Source organism: Soonwooa purpurea (genome assembly GCF_053891095.1).
This window is the reverse complement of sequence record NZ_JBSSMA010000009.1, coordinates 128,758-145,774: the sequence shown is the minus strand read 5'-3', so window position 1 is coordinate 145,774 and position 17,017 is coordinate 128,758. Positions and strand designations below refer to the sequence as shown.

15 protein-coding genes are annotated in these 17,017 nt (G+C 36.4%); 8 read left to right on the top strand and 7 right to left on the bottom strand.

Going from position 1 to position 17,017, the window contains the following annotated elements:
• Positions 1-153: 153 nt before the first annotated feature.
• From ACVFVN_RS10080 to ACVFVN_RS10070, 3 genes are all read right to left on the bottom strand, one after another.
• Positions 154-582: a transposase gene (locus tag ACVFVN_RS10080; protein ID WP_456234388.1), complete on the bottom strand. Its 429-nt coding sequence runs from the start codon at positions 580-582 to the stop codon at positions 154-156.
• 100 nt (positions 583-682) lie between these two features.
• The gene (gene lepA, locus ACVFVN_RS10075; protein ID WP_456235147.1) at positions 683-2,479 is read right to left on the bottom strand and encodes a translation elongation factor 4; all 1,797 of its coding nucleotides are present in this window, start codon (positions 2,477-2,479) and stop codon (positions 683-685) included.
• A 75-nt stretch (positions 2,480-2,554) separates the two neighbouring features.
• On the bottom strand, positions 2,555-3,592 hold the full coding sequence (locus ACVFVN_RS10070; protein ID WP_165135236.1) for a hypothetical protein: 1,038 nt from the start codon (positions 3,590-3,592) through the stop codon (positions 2,555-2,557).
• A 302-nt stretch (positions 3,593-3,894) separates the two neighbouring features.
• Between ACVFVN_RS10070 and ACVFVN_RS10065 the strand changes: the two genes are divergently transcribed.
• Entirely contained in the window at positions 3,895-4,491 is a 597-nt protein-coding gene (locus ACVFVN_RS10065; protein WP_165135233.1) for a superoxide dismutase, read from the top strand.
• A gap of 70 nt (positions 4,492-4,561) precedes the next feature.
• On the opposite strand, the gene pth is transcribed toward ACVFVN_RS10065, so the two are convergent.
• Genes pth through mfd form a run of 3 tightly spaced genes read right to left on the bottom strand, consistent with a single transcriptional unit; the run spans position 4,562 to position 9,403 of the window.
• Entirely contained in the window at positions 4,562-5,125 is a 564-nt protein-coding gene (gene pth / locus ACVFVN_RS10060; protein ID WP_165135230.1) for an aminoacyl-tRNA hydrolase, read from the bottom strand.
• 3 nt (positions 5,126-5,128) lie between these two features.
• Entirely contained in the window at positions 5,129-5,995 is an 867-nt protein-coding gene (locus ACVFVN_RS10055) for a hypothetical protein (RefSeq protein WP_456235146.1), read from the bottom strand.
• A gap of 39 nt (positions 5,996-6,034) precedes the next feature.
• A complete protein-coding gene (mfd, locus tag ACVFVN_RS10050) occupies positions 6,035-9,403 on the bottom strand; it encodes a transcription-repair coupling factor (protein ID WP_456235145.1) in 3,369 nt (1,122 codons plus the stop codon).
• Positions 9,404-9,530: 127 nt separating this feature from the next.
• On the opposite strand from mfd, the gene ACVFVN_RS10045 reads away from it, so the two are divergent.
• From ACVFVN_RS10045 to ACVFVN_RS10030, 4 genes are all read left to right on the top strand, one after another.
• Entirely contained in the window at positions 9,531-9,911 is a 381-nt protein-coding gene (locus ACVFVN_RS10045) for a hypothetical protein (RefSeq protein ID WP_456235144.1), read from the top strand.
• On the top strand, positions 9,911-10,531 hold the full coding sequence (locus ACVFVN_RS10040; RefSeq protein ID WP_456235143.1) for a hypothetical protein: 621 nt from the start codon (positions 9,911-9,913) through the stop codon (positions 10,529-10,531). Before ACVFVN_RS10045 ends, ACVFVN_RS10040 begins: the two co-directional genes overlap by 1 nt.
• 113 nt (positions 10,532-10,644) lie before the next feature.
• On the top strand, positions 10,645-10,923 hold the full coding sequence (locus ACVFVN_RS10035; protein WP_456235142.1) for a hypothetical protein: 279 nt from the start codon (positions 10,645-10,647) through the stop codon (positions 10,921-10,923).
• Between the two features lie 111 nt (positions 10,924-11,034).
• Positions 11,035-11,385: a hypothetical protein gene (locus ACVFVN_RS10030; RefSeq protein ID WP_165135212.1), complete on the top strand. Its 351-nt coding sequence runs from the start codon at positions 11,035-11,037 to the stop codon at positions 11,383-11,385.
• Between the two features lie 74 nt (positions 11,386-11,459).
• Here the strand turns inward: ACVFVN_RS10030 and ACVFVN_RS10025 are convergent, their stop codons facing one another.
• Positions 11,460-12,254 carry a DUF2797 domain-containing protein gene (locus ACVFVN_RS10025; protein ID WP_456235141.1) on the bottom strand — a complete coding sequence of 265 codons (795 nt, stop codon included), beginning with the start codon at positions 12,252-12,254 and terminating at the stop codon, positions 11,460-11,462.
• Positions 12,255-12,404: 150 nt separating this feature from the next.
• Here ACVFVN_RS10025 and ACVFVN_RS10020 point away from each other — a divergent pair, with 150 nt between their 5' ends.
• The 3 genes from ACVFVN_RS10020 (at position 12,405) to secA (ending at position 16,991) form a co-directional block, all read left to right on the top strand.
• Positions 12,405-13,430: a GDP-mannose 4,6-dehydratase gene (locus ACVFVN_RS10020; protein WP_456235140.1), complete on the top strand. Its 1,026-nt coding sequence runs from the start codon at positions 12,405-12,407 to the stop codon at positions 13,428-13,430.
• A 156-nt stretch (positions 13,431-13,586) separates the two neighbouring features.
• Positions 13,587-13,808 carry a DUF2795 domain-containing protein gene (locus ACVFVN_RS10015; protein WP_079666493.1) on the top strand — a complete coding sequence of 74 codons (222 nt, stop codon included), beginning with the start codon at positions 13,587-13,589 and terminating at the stop codon, positions 13,806-13,808.
• Positions 13,809-13,919: 111 nt separating this feature from the next.
• A complete protein-coding gene (gene secA, locus ACVFVN_RS10010) occupies positions 13,920-16,991 on the top strand; it encodes a preprotein translocase subunit SecA (protein ID WP_456235139.1) in 3,072 nt (1,023 codons plus the stop codon).
• The last annotated feature ends 26 nt before the right edge of the window (positions 16,992-17,017 follow it).

The window sequence follows — 17,017 nt, the reverse complement described above, 5'->3', positions numbered from 1 at the left end:
AATACAGTTTCTTTCCTCCCATTTTTGGATGAATCATTCGCAGCTCTGCTACCCAATCCACAACCTGCTGTGCATTTTGTTGCCGCTTTGCTCTTCGTTTCAAATGACGATAATAAACCTGTCGGTCCACCCCGAACAATTCACAGGAGAAACTTATGGTTTCTTTTTGTTCCTTTCGGAAAGATTCGATAGTTCGGGTGGTGAGTTTTTTCGTATATCAATTTGATATTCCTCTTCGGCAAGGTTAATCATCATATCGAAAATAATGGCTTTTTTATCAGCCACATAAGCCTGTTTCTCAAGGAAAGCCTTCTGCTTTTGCAAAAGCTTTACTTGAGCTTCAAGCTCCATGATCTTTTGTTCTGGTGACTTTGGCATATTAGAAGGCGTTTGGTTCTCCCAGTCAAAGGTACCAAATTTTCTGAGCCAACTCACAACTGTGCTTCGAGCTTGGATGCCATATTTTCGGCAAGCAACAGTGGTAGAGAGTTCTCCAGACTCGATTTCTTTTACAACGTTCAACTTAAAAGACATACTGTAATCGCGCTGAGTGCGTTTGACATAATTGTTTCTTTCTTCCATAATAACGATTATTTTTTTTGTATCGCTATTTCAGGACGGGACAAAGCTTAAATAAAAAACGCCAACTTTATTTAAGTTGGCGTTTTTTATATTTTTAAAATTAATCGTTCAGCTTCAATACAGCCATAAATGCAGATTGCGGAACTTCTACACGACCAATTTGTTTCATTTTCTTCTTACCTTCTTTTTGTTTTTCAAGAAGTTTACGTTTTCTGGAGATGTCGCCACCATAACACTTTGCGGTAACGTCTTTTCTTAGCGCTTTAATGGTCTCTCTAGCGATAATTTTCGCTCCCAAAGCGGCCTGAACAGCAATGTCAAACTGTTGTCTTGGAATTAACTCACGCAATTTTTCGCACATTCTTTTTCCAATGTAATAAGCATTGGAATCGTGAATTAATGAAGATAAAGCATCCACCATATCACCATTAATCAAGATGTCCATTTTCACTAATTTAGAAGCACGGAATCCGATTGGATGATAATCGAAAGAGGCATAACCTTTAGAAATTGATTTTAAACGATCGTAGAAATCGAAAACAACTTCCGCCAATGGCATATTGAAAATTAATTCTACTCTGTCTGCGGTTAAATAACTTTGGTTGACAATTTCGCCACGTTTTTCAATACAAAGCGTCATTACAGCACCTACAAAATCCGATTTTGTGATGATAGAAGCTTTAATATAAGGTTCTTCCACGCGATCCATCGTCATGGGATCCATCATTTCTGACGGGTTGTTAATCAAAATAGGAACTTCCGGTTCTTTCTTTGTATATCCATAGTAAGATACGTTGGGAACGGTGGTAATAACATTCATGTTAAACTCTCTATCCAAACGCTCTTGCACAATTTCCATGTGAAGCATTCCTAAGAATCCGCAACGGAAACCAAATCCTAAAGCTGCAGAACTTTCTGGCTCGAAAACCAAAGAAGCATCATTCAATCGAAGTTTTTCTAATGAAAATCTCAATTCTTCAAAATCTTCAGATTCAATAGGGTAAATACCTGCGAAAACCATTGGTTTTACTTCTTCGAAACCGTCGATTGCTGCCAATGCTGGATTATCTGTTGCGGTAATGGTGTCGCCCACTTTTACTTCGCGAGCATCTTTAATCCCGGAAATAATATAACCAACATCTCCTGTTTTAATTTCTTGTTTTGGAAGTTGCTTAAGTTTCAAAGTTCCCACTTCATCGGCATCATAGGTTTTTCCTGTTGCCATGAATTTTACTTTTTGGCCTTTTTTGATGCTTCCGTTTACGACTTTAAAATAAGCTTCAATTCCTCGGAAAGGATTATAAACAGAGTCAAAAATCAAAGCTTGAAGCGGTGCATCGGGTTCACCCACTGGAGCTGGAATTCTTTCTACAATTTGCTCTAAAAGATGGTGAACCCCATCACCTGTTTTTCCTGAAACTCTTAAAACATCTTCATATTCGCAACCGATAAGATTCATAATTTCATCGGTCACTTCTTCAGGATTAGCCGAAGGAAGGTCTATTTTATTAAGAATCGGAATAATCGTAAGGTCGTTTTCTAACGCCAAATAAAGGTTAGAAATGGTTTGTGCCTGAATACTTTGAGCTGCATCTACAATGAGCAAAGCACCTTCACAAGCGGCAATAGAACGAGAAACTTCGTAAGAAAAATCTACGTGTCCTGGTGTGTCAATAAGGTTAAGAACAAATTTTTCACCTTTATACTCATAGTCCATTTGGATGGCGTGAGATTTAATGGTGATACCGCGTTCTTTTTCCAAATCCATGTCATCCAAAGTCTGAGATTGAAGCTCTCTTTGGGTAACGGTATTGGTATATTCTAAAAGTCTGTCTGCCAAAGTACTTTTACCGTGATCGATATGTGCAATGATGCAGAAGTTTCTTATATTTTTCATGTATAACTCTTGTAATTTGCAAAGATAAAAAAAGAGACTTAAAAAGCCCCTTTTTTCTGTAAATCAGATGAAATCTTACTGATTAAAGCTATATGTACCCATAAAAGGGTCAATGTAAACATTATTTTTATCGGCAGCCTGGGCTTTATCATTTTTTACGTCATTGCTAATAACTTCAACAGTTGCAGCAACAGTATAGCCAATAATCCCAAATCCTACAAAAAACCAAGGCGAAACTTTGAATTCTTCTGGATATAAAATACCTCGGTTTGCATACAAATAGAAGCCATTATCATCTTTTTGTAGTTCTTTAAAACCTAACGCAGTATTCTTGAAGGCCTTAGCATCTTTTACAAAAGCAAATATTTTTCGCGCAGGGATTTTATCTTTTGTAATAGGATTAACAGCCTTTGTAAATTCTTCATCTTCCATTAACATTTGATAACCTTCTTTAGGCTCTTGTTGAAAAAAACTTTTAAAATCAGTGTAAACACCATCTTTAAGATCTGCATTGGCAAGTGCTGGAATTTGCGGATACATGATTGTTTCATAGTTTTTTAGTTGGTCAAAAGGAATTAAGGTTTCCCTAGGTTTTGCGCTATAAGAGTCTGACAGTAATTTTTGTAAAATTTTTGCAATGTTTTCAACAAAAGAATTTGGTAATCCCGAAACAACTTTAGAGTCCAAACCTAAGACATCATCAAAACGACTCAGAAAATAATATCCTTCTGACGTTTTAAGAAAAGTTGACATCTTAATATCTAGATTACAATAGATTGTATTGTCTCTCATAGTATTTTTGATGTTAAAATCCTCAATAAGCATCACAATATCATTGATCCCTTCTTTTTTATTTTGTTTGCGATACCAGTTTTCGATGTCATTTTTTGCATTATTTGTAGGAAAAGAAAAAGCATAATAATTTCCACGATATACAATTTTCCCTATTTCTTCCTCCGCGCGGAGGTCTATAACTTCAAGGCTTTTTGTTTTTCTAGAAAAATCTTGAATAGGATAATTAAGTTTTATGCTTTTGGTTTTATTATAGTTTTGAGAAATTACAAAGCTTGGAATAAGCATCAGAACTAATAGCAGGTTAGTAAGTCTTTTCATATTGAAGTAAATTGTTGCTCGTAAAAATACATTTTTCTTCCATATAAAACTTTCTACCGAAAACCTCATCGCGGCCGGGATGGAAAGGGCGCGAGCGCAGCGAGCGGTCTGAGCAAACGCATGGCAAAACGCAAAGGCTTGTAAAGACCAAACCCCTGCACAGCCCGAAATGTCCGCCCAAATTTTAATCATTTAATAAAACAATGTTAAAGATTTATAAAATTGACTGTATTATTCGGAGACTCGCACAATTATTGATTAAATTTGGGAATTAAGAACATTAACAATAAAAAACAATTATTATGGCTTTTGAATTACCTAAATTAGGTTATGCGTATGATGCTCTAGAACCGAACATCGATGCAAGAACAATGGAAATCCACTATACTAAACACCACCAAGCTTATGTTGACAATCTTAACAAAGCTATCGAAGGGACAGAACTAGAAGGTAAAACGATTGAAGAAGTTTGCAAAATTGGGACTGATAAGCCTGCTGTAAGAAATAACGGCGGTGGACATTTTAACCATACTTTGTTCTGGGAAATTTTGACACCGGGTGGAAGCAAAGAGCCTGTAGGAAAAGTAAAAGAAGAAATTGAAAAATATGGTGGTTTTGAAAAATTCAAAACTGATTTTTCTGAAGCGGCTAAAACTAGATTTGGATCTGGATGGGCTTGGCTATGTAAAAAGGAGGACGGAAGTGTTGCGGTATGCTCAACACCTAACCAAGATAACCCACTAATGCCAGTAGCAGATTGCAAAGGGACTCCAATTCTTGGTCTTGACGTTTGGGAACACGCTTATTATTTGAACTATCAAAACAGAAGACCTGACTATGTAGGTTCTTTCTTTGATGTTATCAACTGGGATAAAGTGGAAGAACTTTATAACAAATAGGCTACAAACAATCTCTATTATAAAGAAGGAAGTTATCTCTCGGGCTAACTTCCTTTTTTATTTGTAATTTTTATTTTCCGTTGTAGGCGGTCATCGTGTTGCCCACGCCAGCAAAAACGAATGATAAACAGGCATTTGCAAACTTGTCCAATCGTTCTTGTAGTTTTTCATTTTCTTCGTCGGACCATTTTCCTAAGACATAATCAACTTGTTGGCCATCTTTAAATTCTGCTGAAATCCCAAAACGGAGTCTTGTATAATTGCCCGTTTTAAGAACTTCTTCAATATTGCGTAGCCCGTTGTGTCCGCCTGCTCCGCCTTTCATTTTCATTCTTAAAGTTCCGAATGGCAAGGCCAAATCATCAGTAACAATCAATATATTTTCTAAAGGAATGTTTTCTTTTTGCATCCAAAACCGGACGGCATTTCCACTCAAATTCATGTAAGTATCCGGTTTTAAGACAAAGACTTTTCGGCCTTTATGTTTTCCTTCTGCTAATAATCCAAAGTTGCTTGATTTGAAAGGTGCTTCAATTTTTTCGGCGATTTTTTCAGCAACTTTAAACCCGACATTATGCCGGGTTTCTGTATATTCGTCACCTTTGTTGCCTAATCCGACAATAAGATATTTCATAATTTAATAATATTGAAATGTAATTTTTCCGCCGTCACTTCTTGTTCCAGAAACTGGGTAACCGTCCGCGTTATACTCATAATTTACACTAATCGTCATAGTTTGTCCCATAACAACAGATTTTAATGTTCTGTAATTATTCTTTGACAGAACTGCAATGGGAGAAGATCCAAACATAAAATTCAGAGAAAAAACTTTAAAAGCTTCTGGGAAAGCTGCAAATGGATTTTTCTTGTCATCATAGTTAGAGGGTGTATTTTCAGTTACGATAGGAATTCCCATGGAAGTCATCGTGATATTAAATTTATTAATATTTCCCGAAGCAAAACCAATTACCGTTTCAAGTTTTCCGATTTCAGCTGGTCCGGCTTGATATGTTGTTTTCACATTAGAAACACCACTTGCTGAATAAGAAAAAATGGCATTAGCAACATGGACTTGTTCGCCTCCCGAAGTTGCAACACCTGTACAAGAAACTAATTTATCACCTGTATAATTAAGATCAAATTTTGTATCTAGTTTTTGGCCTTCTTCGATTTGATTTAAGGTAACTTTAGTCAACACATCGCCATCATAAACTAAGGTATAAGTTGCATCGTCGCCTTCTGTAGATTTTGCCGTAACGCCCACAAGTTTGCTGCCATTGTAGGTATATTCAGTGGTCATAGTTTCGCCATCCACATTGGTATCAACAATTTTTTTGATTTTCTTCACTGCGGTTTCGTTATCCCCTCCAGTATCGGGAAGTTCGGTTCCGTCATAGTCTACACCAACCAACAAATCGCCATTTATATCTCTGGACGTATCGCAGGCATTCATCACCAAAGCCGCTCCGAGAACGAATAAAATTTTGAAATTAAATTTCATCATCTTTTAAATTTTTACAAAAGTAGTTTATTTCAATTAATATTAACTTGCCAAAATCTTCTCTAATAAAACATTAACGGCGTCCACATTATTAATATTGTCAATACGCATCATCAGTTGACTTCCCTCCTTCCCTGCTTTTTCTTTGAGTTGTGCTTCGGCGGGATTTTGCTGGAGATAAGCTATCACTTTCCGGAATTTTTCTGTTTGATAAAACTTATCTTGTGGATTACTCGGGAAATAGCCTAAGAACGTGTGTTTTTTCATAGCAATTTTATCAAATCCAATATCCGCAGCCAACCATTTCAGGCTGACACTTTTCAGCAAGTTAATGGCTTCTTTTGGAAGATTTCCGAAACGGTCAATCAATTCGTTTTCGAATTTATTTAAATCTTTTTCGTTATCAATATCTGCTAATTTTTGGTAAAGCGACAGCCTTTCTTCTGTGCTCGACACATAATCGTCTGGCAACATGAGGTCTAGATCTGTTTCAATATTAACATCTTTCGTAGTTTTAATCAGTTTTTGACGTTCTTCTTCATTCTCAAATAATTTTTCGAATTCTTCATCATCTTTTAATTCTTCAAGTGCTTCTTGCATGATTTTTTGATAGGCTTCAAACCCCATTTCGTTGATAAATCCACTTTGCTCGCCACCTAACAAATCTCCAGCGCCACGAATTTCCAAATCCTTCATCGCAATCTGAAAACCACTTCCTAAATCTGAAAACTGCTCTATCGCTTCAAGACGTTTTCTAGCATCCGAAGTCATCATATCCATCGGCGGTGTTACAAGATAGCAAAAAGCTTTTCTATTGCTACGTCCGACACGTCCACGCATTTGGTGCAAATCCGCCATCCCGAAACGTTGCGCATCATTTATGAAAATCGTATTGGCATTCGGAACATCCACGCCACTTTCAACAATGGTTGTAGATACTAATACATCGTATTTGCCTTCCATAAAGTCCAAAACATTTTCTTCTAACTTCTTGCCATCCATTTGGCCATGTCCTGTAATAACACGTGCATCTGGCACCAATCTTTGGATAAGTCCGGCAATGTCTTTTAAGTTTTCGATTCTGTTGTTAATAAAATAAACTTGCCCGTCACGTTGCAACTCATAAGAAACAGCATCACGAATGACTTCTTCATCAAAACCTATCATCTGCGTATCAACAGGTTGACGATTGGGTGGTGGCGTTTTGATGACCGATAAATCGCGCGCAGCCATCAAAGAAAACTGTAATGTTCTAGGAATAGGCGTTGCGGTCAAGGTCAAAGTATCTATATCGCTTTTCAGCGTTTTTAATTTATCTTTTACAGAAACACCAAACTTATGTTCTTCATCAATAATTAATAAACCTAAATCCTTGAACTTGACATTTTTACCAACCAACTGATGTGTTCCGATAACAATATCAATTTTACCATCTTCTAAGCCTTGTAAAGTTTCGGATTTTTGTTTTGCCGTTCGGAACCTATTGAGATACGACACGTTAACAGGAAAGTCTTTAAGTCTTTCTTTAAAGCTTCGGTAATGTTGAAAAGCCAAAATAGTCGTAGGTACCAAAATCGCAACTTGCTTTCCATCCGTCGCTGCTTTGAAAGCCGCACGGATCGCAACCTCGGTCTTACCAAAACCTACATCACCACAAATTAACCTATCCATAACCGTTTCGGCTTCCATATCGTGTTTGACATCGATGGTCGCTTTTTCCTGGTCGGGTGTATCTTCATACAGAAAGCTAGCTTCTAACTCATTTTGCAAATAAGAATCTGGCGAAAATGCAAATCCTCTAGCCATTTTTCTTTGAGCATAAAGCTTAATCAAATCAAATGCAATCTGCTTAACCTTAGCTTTCGTTTTCTGTTTTAAAGACTTCCATGCGGGCGAACCGAGTTTGCTGAGAACAATCTCGCGACCGTCTGGTCCGTTATATTTTGAAATTTTGTGGAGTGAATGAATACTTACATACAGCAAATCTCCATTTTTATAACTTAGCTTAAAACATTCCTGAACTTTGCCATCATTATTCACTTTTACCAATCCCATGAATTTGCCAATCCCATGATCGATATGCGTAATGAAATCTCCAATCTTTAAAGAGGTTAAATCCTTGAGTGTCAACTGTTCACTTTTAGCAAATGCATTCTTTGCTTTAAACCGTTGATAACGATCAAAAATCTGATGATCTGTATAAACCGAAATTTTATTTTTACTATCTACAAAACCTTCATGCAGCTCTGACAAAAATCCTTTATAAGGCACTTCTTTTTCTAATTCTTCAAAAATAGATTCGAGTCTTTCTTTTTGTTTTTCAGTAGAAAAAGAAATCCAAGTATCGTAGCCTTCGGCCTGTTTTTCCATAAGATCTTCGATGAGCAATTCGAAGTTTTTATGAAATGTTGGTTGCTGGGTTTGGAACGCGTCAACTTGGAAAAAATCAGCACCATCAAGCTTTAATGTGTCCATAGTAAAATCCACCATCGGACGATCTTTCAAAGCTTTAGAAAAATCTTCGGGAGAAACAAAAAGTTCTTTTGGCGATTGATGTTTAATATCTTTACTCAAAGTTTCAAACTTAGCTTCTGCTTTTTCGTAAAAATTCTTAACCTGAATTAATGACATGAAAGCATTTTTTGCTAATACAAAACAATCTCGAGGAAGCAACTCAAACAAAGAAACTTTAGTTTCAGTAACACTATAATTCATGTTCGAAACCAATTGAAAATCTGTAACTTTACCAATAGAAAGTTGCGTTTCTATATCAAAAGTTTTGATACTTTCCACCTCGTTTCCAAAAAAAGTAATTCTGAAAGGTTTTTCATTAGCAAAAGAAAACACATCGACAATGCCACCTCGAACAGAAAACTCGCCTGGCTCGGACACAAAATCGGTTTGATTAAACTGATAGTGATTGAGCAACTCATCGACAAAATCGAAATCCAGTTGATCGCCAACTTTTATATGATGTGAGATCGCTTTAAAGTCTTCTTTCTTCAAGACTTTCTCCGACAGCGCTCCAGAATAAGCAACAATAATTTTAGATTTCTTGCTAGAATTCAGTCGGTTAAGCACTTCGGTCCGGAGCACAAGATTGGCATTCTGCGTTTTTTCGATTTGATAAGGATCGAGATGCGTGGCTGGAAAATACAATACGTTTTCTTTTCCGACTAAATCTTCCAACTCAGCATTCGCGTAAAGTGCTTCTTCTTTATCATTGAAAATAAAAAGAATACTTTTCTTCTGAGTGACAAACAATTCTGCTGCAAAAATAGAAGCAGAAGATCCCGCCGATCCTTTTACAGAAATATGTTGATGTTGTTGCAGCGCATCGAAAATGGATTTTCCAAATTCGTTTTTTAAAAGATCCGGCAACAAATATTGTTGAATGGTTTTTAACGACATAAAATAACAAAAAGGTCTGAAAACGACATAACGATTCCAGAACTTTTCCGAAATCGTATATTAACAATGCAAATATACAAAAAGACTTTTTTTCGTTATATTTACTCTTCCAAAATAAACTAAAATCATGTTAAAGACTTTCTGGTTTTTAGGCATTTCGTTAGTCTTCATCACTTTTGCAAATTCCTGCAAAAGCAGTGGCGACTCGGACTTATTTCGCGCTTATGTTGAAGGCAAGATGATCCCTGGCACCAATCCTGATCTCATGATTTCGCCAATACATCTCGTTAGCAACAATAGAATTATTGGAGAAACCTTTCCAAAAGACAATGGACAATTTGTTATTGCAGGACCCTATAGCTCTGGCGAATACAAACTTCAATTCAAATCAAAGATTAAGCATTTCTCGTCTAGCAATCCACATTGCAAAATTGTTTCGGATTCATTAAGCATCCTTATACCTTCTGGAGAAACTTATCTCATTTTTGAAGAAATAAAATTTAAATAATGTCAAAATTCTGGATAATCCTCTTTGTTGTTCCGTGTTTGGTTTTCTCACAATCTCGAAAGAAAAAACCGATTATTGAAGAAATTAAATTCTCTATTGAACCGAATGTCCGTGTCATGAAAGCTATCGGTGACAATGCTATGAACAAAGCTCTATCTCCTTTTGTAGGTTTTGGTATTGGCGGAACACTCGACTTTTATAAAGGCTTTGGCCTAACCGCGGAATACAATTATCTAACGGCCAATCTTGACAAAGACAACCAAGGCGGTCTTTTTGGATACATGTCGGCTGCTACAATGCATAATTTTGAGTTTTCTGGCGTTTACAAACACAACATTGGCGAAGATGTTGACTTGGAAGCACTTGCGGGTGCTAGTATTTACAGAATTACATCAAAATTCATTGACAAAGGTGGAAATTTTAATGAAGGAAATGCAGGATTCCATATTGGTGGAAAAATACTTTATACCTTAGATCGAGAAGGTGTGCAGCAGGTTTTATGTGGGACCAAACTCAATTATTACACCGCCAGTATTCGCAATCAAAACCCTAAAATAGAAGATTTCTACTCAAAAGCTTGGTTTTTAAATGTCAGTCTAGCTTACCGAATTAATTTTTAATATTCGTTTTAATATTTTTTTAATCTTTAATAATTTATAGTTAAAATCGCTATATTGGTTTTTAAAAATTAAATTTTCATATACTTTTACATCACAATTCACAATAACATAAAATGAAAAATATTCTAACAGCTTTGATGTTAAGTTTAGGTTTAGGACTTGCAATAGCACAAAGCACGCAACCCGTTACAACAAAAGCGGCTCCCGTAACTGTTAAAAAAACTGAAGTTAAAAAAGTTACAAAAACCAGCAGTGACAAAGCGGTCGTAACGGATACAAAGACAAAAACTGTAAAACTAAAAAAAGACGGCACACCCGACAAACGCTACAAGCAAAATCAGCATCTTAAAAAAGATGGAACGCCTGATAAGCGTTACAAAGAGAACAAATAATTTTTCATAACTTTTATTTTTAGCGCGAACCTTGTTTCAAAAATTTTGAAGCAAGGTTTTTTTTTGCGCATAATATTTGCTATCAATTTGTTAACATTAAAAATATAAGCTATGATATACGAATTTCCTATGACCACCCTTAGCGAACTTATGAGTCAACTTGCCGAAAATGGCATAGATACAGAAGTTCGGATGAATGAAAACAAGGTTTTCGAATTGCAAGATTCTGGCAAAACATATACAAACCCAACTGACCTCGTGATTATCCGAGCCTATCGTTTTGAAGGAGAAAGCAACCCATCGGACAGTGCGGCACTTTATGTGTTAAAAGACAAAGATGGACAAATCTCTTATTTGATTGAAGCTTATGGTGCAGACAGCAACTATGAAGGTCCAGAATTTGATGATTTCCTAAAAGCAATGCCTTTTGAAGAAAATTCACAATTTAAATTAAGTAAATAAAACCATGCGGGTTCAAAAAAAAATTTTGAACCCGCATGGTTTTATAAGTTTTGTAGTAGAAACAAAATCCACAATTATTTAATGTCCAGTTCTATAACATAACCCTCATGTCCACGAACATTCATAAAATAATCGCCCTCGAATTGAAGATATTGACCTTTAATACCTTTTAGAATTCCGCTATATTCCGGATGTTTATCCAAAGTGAAAACATTGACTTTTTCTGGTGCTTGATAAGGATAATCTAGTCGCACAACCTGTTCATCAACGCTTGCAAATTGCTTAAAATCCTTTGGAAAATATTCTGCTATTTTATCTCTAAAATCTTTTAGGTCCAGGTCGCTTTCCAACTCGTCCATCAACATTTTTCTAAAATTTGTTTTGTCGGCGACATGATTTTTAAGTTCAACTTCTATCATACCGGCTTCGTAACGATTTTCGGTTCTTGCAATTGGAAGTGCAAAAGTTGCGCCCTGATCGATCCATCGCGTTGGTATTTGTGTCTCGCGTGTCACCCCAACTTTAACATCGCCTGTGTAAGACAAATAAACTACATGAGGTACCAACTGGATAGATTTTTCCACCTCGAGATCACGTTCTGCAACGCCAAGATGCGCCGTCGACAGTTCTGGACGGATAATAGTGTCGCTCGCATACGGACTTTCGAAAAAGCATTTTTTACAAAATCCCATTCGGTAAATCTTTTCGTCACTGCCGCAGTTCACACATTGATATCCTATATGTTTTATACGAAGTTCGCGCCCGAAAAGTTGATTCATGGAAATTAAATCATGATTGAGGTTCAAAAAATATTGTATAGGTTCTGCCAACTGCGAACTCATTTTTAGAATTTGTCCAGAAAATATCATTTCAAAATTTTAGACTTTAAAATTAGGCTTTTATCCATAATCCATCACAAAATAAATCCTTTAAAAAAATAAAATACTGAAACCCAATCTTTTATTAAAAATGTCTATATTTTAGTACATTTGCGAAAAACAAAGACTAAAAACACAAATATGCGATATCTGGTAACGGGTGGTTCGGGCTTTATTGGTTCTCATCTTGTAGAACAACTTCTTAAAAATGGACATTCTGTCATCAACATAGATAATTTTGATGCTTTTTATGATTATAAAATTAAAATTGAAAACACGCTTGATAGTACAAATCAACCGACTGACTTTAATTTTAAAGAAAAAAATGAGGACATTCAAAAACTCCAAAGCATTACCAACAACGATCAATACAAATTGTATTATCAAGACATTCGGGATTTAGAAGCATTAGAAAAAATTTTTGAAGAGAATAATATCGATCTTATTATACATTTGGCGGCTTTGGCAGGTGTTCGCCCATCTATTGAACGACCTCTGGATTATGAGTCGGTTAATATCCTTGGTACAATGAATCTTTGGGAACTTTGCAAAAAACACGGTATCAAAAAATTTGTTTGCGCCTCGTCCTCCTCCGTCTATGGGAACAATGAAAATACACCTTTTTCTGAAACCGACAATGTTGACAAGCCGATTTCACCCTATGCCGCCACCAAAAAATGTTGCGAAATATTAGGCCACGTGTACCATCATCTTTATAATATTGACATGATACAGCTTCGGTTTTTCACGGTTTATGGCCCCAAGCAACGTCCAGACTTGGCAATTCATAAATTTACAAAACTAATTTCTGAAGAGAAAGAACTTCCTTTTTACGGCGATGGAAGCACCGCGCGCGACTACACTTATATAGATGATATTATCGATGGGATTATAAAATCCATAACATACCTGGAAAAACACGATAATATATATGAAATCATCAACCTTGGCGAAAGTGAAGTTATCAACCTTAAAGAAATGCTCCAGACTATTGAGAATACTCTTTCAAAAAAAGCACATCTTAAAAATCTGCCAATGCAACCAGGGGATGTCACAAAAACAAATGCCAACATCACAAAAGCTATGACAATAATTGACTATAAACCAAGCACAAACTTCCAAAATGGCATAAAAAAATTTGTGGAATGGTTTTTGAGAAAAGCATAGCAAGTTGGGAGAAAACCTTATAAACACAATAGTTTCGTGAAATTATTGATACATTTATTTAAATAAAATTTTGAATTGTTTTGAAATTTATTTGAAAACCAACGATAAAATTGATATTATATAACCTATTTTTTTACTTTTGCAAAAAATTAAATTATGTACTGGACTTTAGAATTAGCTTCTTACCTAAGCGACGCACCTTGGCCAATGACCAAGGCAGAACTTATTGACTACGCCATCAGAACTGGTGCACCAATGGAAGTTGTAGAAAACTTACAAGCCATCGAAGACGAAGGAGAAGTGTATGAAAGTATCGAAGAAGTATGGTCTGACTATCCCTCAGACGAAGACTTCCTTTGGAACGAAGACGAATATTAATATAAATAATATGCCTCAACGTGTCTTGAGGCTTCACTGAATTATTAACGAAGAAAATTTTTAGGTTTTCTTTAAATTAAGGATGATTCCTGACGAAAAAATCAACAGACAATGAGTTTTTTAAATAGTGTTCTTAAAAGTTTTTTGGGTGACAAAAACGCAAAGGATTTAAAAGAAGTAAAAAAAGTTGTTAATAAGATCAAAGCTGTAGAGCCTAACATTCAGCAACTAACAGATGATGGACTGAGAGAGAAAACAGAAGAATTTAGATCTAAGATCAAAACAGCGACAGCTTCTATTACAGAACAAATAAATGCTGTACAAGAGCAAATAAAAACGACTGAAAATGTTGATGAAAAAGAAGCGCTTTTTGGAAAAATAGAAAGTCTTAAAAAAGACTCTTACCAAGTTGAGGAGAAAATTCTTAGCGAAATTCTACCAGAAGCATTTGCTTTAGTTAAGGAAACTTCTCGACGTCTAGCCCAGAACGGATCAATTCGTGTTACTGCCACAGAATGGGACAAAGAGTTGGCAGCTACTAGAGATTTCGTAGAACTAGAAGGAGATATCGCCGTTTGGAAAAACCAATGGGATGCGGCAGGTACTGCAGTAACTTGGGATATGGTACATTACGACACACAGTTTATTGGTGGTGTTGTACTCCACAGTGGCAAAATTGCCGAAATGGCAACTGGTGAAGGTAAAACCCTTGTAGGAACGCTTCCTATTTTCCTTAACGCATTACCAGGACGTGGTGTTCACGTTGTAACGGTTAACGACTATCTTGCAAAACGTGACTCGGCTTGGATGGGACCATTATACATGTTCCATGGCATGAGTATCGATTGTATTGACAACCACCAACCGAACTCAGATGCGAGAAGAAAAGCCTATCAATCAAGTATTACTTATGGTACTAATAACGAATTCGGATTTGACTACCTAAGAGATAACATGGTAACTTCTCCATCAGAATTGGTACAAGGTGAGCTTAACTTTGCAATCGTCGATGAGGTGGATTCTGTTTTAATTGATGATGCAAGAACACCTTTAATTATTTCCGGACCAGTTCCTCAAGGTGATAGACAAGAATTTGATGTTCTGAAACCTTCGATTGACCGTATCGTTGATATACAAAAAAAAACCATCACTTCTATTTTCAATGAAGCTAAAAAATTAATAGCAAACGGAAATACTAAAGAAGGTGGTTTCAAATTATTACAAGCATACAGAGGGCTTCCTAAGTCAAGACCTTTAATCAAATTTTTATCAGAGAGTGGCAACAAAGCATTATTACAAAAAGTTGAAGGGCAATATATGCAGGACAACAACCGTGATATGCCAATCGTTGATAAAGATCTTTATTTCGTAATTGACGAAAAAAATAATCAAATCGACTTAACAGACAAAGGTATCGAGTATATGTCAGCTGGTAACGAAGACCCTAACTTCTTTGTATTACAAGACATCGGTACAGAAATCGCTGAGTTGGAAAACCAAAATCTATCCAAGGAAGAAGAATTCGCTAAAAAAGATGAGTTATTCCGAGATTTCGCTGTAAAATCCGAACGTATCCACACGCTTAACCAACTTTTGAAAGCGTACACGCTTTTTGAAAAAGATGACGAATATGTTGTTATCGATGGCGAAGTCAAAATCGTTGATGAGCAGACGGGACGTATCATGGACGGTCGTCGTTACTCTGACGGACTTCACCAAGCTATCGAAGCTAAAGAAAATGTAAAAATCGAAGCGGCAACGCAGACTTTTGCAACGGTAACGCTTCAGAACTATTTCCGTATGTACAACAAGTTGGCGGGGATGACAGGTACAGCAGAAACTGAAGCTGGCGAATTCTGGCAAATCTACAAATTGGATGTTGTGGTTATCCCAACCAATAGACCAATCCAAAGACACGATAAACATGACTTGGTGTACAAAACCAATCGTGAAAAATACAATGCAGTTATCGAAGAAGTAGAGAAACTTACCTCAGCAGGCAGACCAGTTCTTGTGGGGACAACTTCTGTTGAAATTTCTCAATTACTTTCTAGAGCATTACAACTGAGAAAAATCCCTCACCAAGTACTTAATGCGAAACTTCACAAAAAAGAAGCAGAAATCGTTGCAGAAGCAGGCCGTCCAGGTGTTGTAACCATTGCAACCAATATGGCAGGTCGTGGTACCGATATCAAATTAATTCCAGAAGTTAAAGAAGCTGGAGGTTTAGCCATCATCGGTACAGAAAGACACGACTCTAGACGTGTTGACAGACAGTTAAGAGGTCGTGCTGGTCGTCAAGGAGACCCAGGTTCTTCACAGTTCTATGTATCTTTAGAAGACAACCTTATGCGTCTTTTTGGTTCTGAAAGAATCGCAAAAATGATGGACAGAATGGGACATAAAGAAGGCGAAGTTATTCAACACTCTATGATTTCCAAATCCATCGAAAGAGCTCAGAAAAAAGTAGAAGAAAATAACTTTGGTATCCGTAAAAAGTTGCTAGAATACGATGACGTTATGAACAAACAACGTGACGTTATCTACAAAAGAAGAAAGAACGCTTTGTTCGGTGACCACCTCAAGTACGACATCGTTAATATGATTTACGACACAGCGGCATCCATTGTTTCTTCAACCAAAACAGCTGGAAGCTTCAAAGATTTTGAATTTGATTTAATTAAATATTTTACAATGGAATCGCCAGTTTCTGCAGCACAATTTAGCAGCATGCAGGAAAAAGAATTGGTAGAAATTGTTTTCAAAAGCGCACAAGAAGATTACAAAATGAAGTTGCAACTTCTTAAAGAAAAAGCCAATCCAATCATCGAAAATGTGTTCCTTAACCAAGGCAGCATGTTCAAAATGATCCAAGTGCCTTTCTCTGACGGAACCAAAACAACAACCATTGTAACCGATCTTCAGCAAGCTTACGAAACAAAATGTGAAAGCCTTATCACCGATTTCGAAAAGAACATATCTTTAGCAATCATCGATGAAAACTGGAAAACACATCTTCGTGAAATGGACGACCTTAGAAGATCTTCCCAAGGTGCAGTTTACGAGCAAAAAGACCCACTTGTAATCTATAAGCAAGAATCTTTCTATCTTTTCAGCGAGATGGTAGACAAGGTTAACAAAGAGATAATCTCTTTCTTATACAAAGGAGAAATCCCTGCATAAGATTTTTAAAATAAACGAAAACCGAA